3 protein-coding genes are annotated in these 2,312 nt (G+C 49.9%); all 3 read right to left on the bottom strand.

Annotated features, from left to right (window positions below; translation table 11 throughout):
- Positions 1-135, bottom strand: a 135-nt coding sequence (locus JRJ26_20635; protein ID MBW2059897.1) for a GDP-mannose 4,6-dehydratase, incomplete at its 3' end; no start/stop codon positions are given.
- A gap of 97 nt (positions 136-232) precedes the next feature.
- Positions 233-1,303 (bottom strand): glycosyltransferase family 9 protein, encoded by a 1,071-nt coding sequence (locus tag JRJ26_20640; GenBank protein MBW2059898.1) that lies wholly within the window; start codon positions 1,301-1,303, stop codon positions 233-235.
- Positions 1,304-1,349: 46 nt separating this feature from the next.
- Positions 1,350-2,312: glycosyltransferase family 4 protein (locus tag JRJ26_20645; GenBank protein ID MBW2059899.1), on the bottom strand; the 963-nt coding region annotated here is incomplete at its 5' end.

The following is a 2,312-nucleotide window of genomic DNA, read 5'->3' on the forward strand; positions in this document are numbered from 1 at the left end:
TGAAAGACGATGTTCAGGATCCTCAATGGCCGAGCGCCGCACCAGACCATGGACCGCGTAACCCTTTTCGAGAAGCAGTTCCGCAAGATAGCTCCCATCCTGACCCGTAATCCCTGTGATTAGAGCTTGTTTCATGGATTTTCCTCCTGTCAATTGAAAGAGTTCAGAACACCCGGTTCACTCCCGATCCCTGAGATCAACCAAGAATAGAATTCAGGGCCCACCCCTCATATCATCCCAACAATTTCTTTATAGAATCTACTACATCTTCGGTTGTGATGGACCTCATGCACTCAAAACCTTCATTACAAGAAAACGAGCTCTTCCTGAAACTGGTGTCTGGGTAATAGCACGGACTACAGTCAATACCTTTCCAGATATGGATATGCTTTTTTCCTCTCGGCGCCACAAGCCTTGGATCCGACGGCCCAAATAACGCAATCGTTGGAGTGCCAACACCTGCAGCGATATGCAATGGTCCGGTATCACCTCCTATAAAGAGGGCACATCTCTTGAGCAGACTTGCAAGCTGAGCAAACGTAGTCTTCCCCACAAGGTCATAAGCCTTCCCTGGAATTCTTTCCATGATCCATTTCGTTACCTTTTCGTCTCCTGATCCGCCTACAAAAACCACCGCCACATCCAGTTCTTGTATCAGGTACTTCGCTGTCTCAACGAATCCTTCCGGAATCCACCTTTTCAGTAGCATGAGAGTTCCGGGATTCTTTCCACCTCCTGCACATATTGCTACCATCAACCTGTCTTTGTCTATTTCGTTCGCTTCCATCAAAGCGTCTATGTGTGCTTCACTTTCTTGAGAAACGAAAACTTCGGTAGTCGGGTCACACGACTCTGTCTCAATGCCAAGCGGTGTTGCCAGGTCAAGATACCGGTCAACTTCGTGTTTTTTTTTGCGGAAGTAGACCTTTTCTGTTAGGTATTTCCCAGACCCGTCATAATCAAAGCCTATCCTCCTTTGAATACCCGCCATCTTGGCGAATAGACCGGCAACAGAGGTTCTGTGAAGTATCAGAGCGGTGTCGAATCGTTTTTGTCTCAGCCGTATCAGACAGGTTGCCGTTTCTACAAGAGCCCTCAACTTGTTCCCGGCAAATTGTGGCGGATCATAGACCATCACCTCATCCAGGCGAGGATTGGCCATGAGAACGTCTCTGCTCCACTTTCCAACCAGGTAGGAGACGTTGTCACCCGGGAAATTCTGCCGGATAGTTCTGATCAGAGGTGTAGTAAATATGACGTCTCCAATACAGCACAGCTTGATTAGCAAGATCTTTTTCATCATCCGAGCCACGGTTCAGCACAGGCTCAAGTCCACGTTTTTCCAAAGCTTACGCGAGCTCCCTGTACACCTCAAAGGTCTGCCGAGCCGCCTTGTCCCAAGAAAACATCTTGGCGCGCTCTTGTCCCTTTTTTCTCAACTCCAGTCGAAGTTCCATACTGTCGCACAACATCTCCATGCGCCAGGCCAGTTCCTCCACATTTCTCGGATCAATCAAAATCGCCGCATCCCCAACCACTTCCGGTAAGGACGAAACGTTTGAAGTGATAACAGGCACCCCGCACGCCATGGCCTCCAGGACCGGTAAACCGAACCCCTCGTAGAGAGAAGGGAATGCAAAAAACAGAGCTCCACTGAGAAGAGCCGGCAGATCCTTATCCGGTACAAATCCCAGGAAGAGAACCTCCCTTTCCAATCCTTTCTCCACGACGGCTCTAAAAAAGTCCTCATACATCCAGCCCTTCTTCCCGGCGACCACGAATCGAACCGCCCCTCTGGCTCTCGATCGAGAATAGGCTTCGAGCACAGTTTCCAGGTTCTTCCTTGGTTCAATATTTCCGATGAACAGGAAGTAATCGGATTCTATCCTGTATTTCTTCTTGACCTTGTGGACCTCCGCCCCCGCTCTCGGGCAGTAGATGGGGTCGACGCCTTCGTAAACGACTTTCACCTTCTCGGCTTCTTTCCCGAATAGGGAAACCAGGTCGTTCTTGGTGGCCTGGGACACGGCTATGACCTTATCGGCCATTCTTACCATCCGAGGAAGGAGGTGCCTGCCGACAAACCGGTGTTTGGGTGTTGTCAGCTCCGGGGCTTTCACGGGGATAAGATCATGCACGGTCGCAACATACCGGGCGGGTTTGAAAAGAAACGGTCCGACATAATCTATGGAATGAAAAATATCGATCTTCTCGATTCTTGCCGCCATAGGAATAAAAATGAAGGCCCGTCCGACACCGCTTCTCAGTCTCCGCAAGCGTTTCGAACAACCGAAGTTATCGGGCAAATCGAT

The sequence above is a fragment of the Deltaproteobacteria bacterium genome (assembly GCA_019308905.1).
In the GTDB taxonomy this organism is placed as follows: Bacteria; Desulfobacterota; BSN033; order WVXP01; family WVXP01; genus JAFDHF01.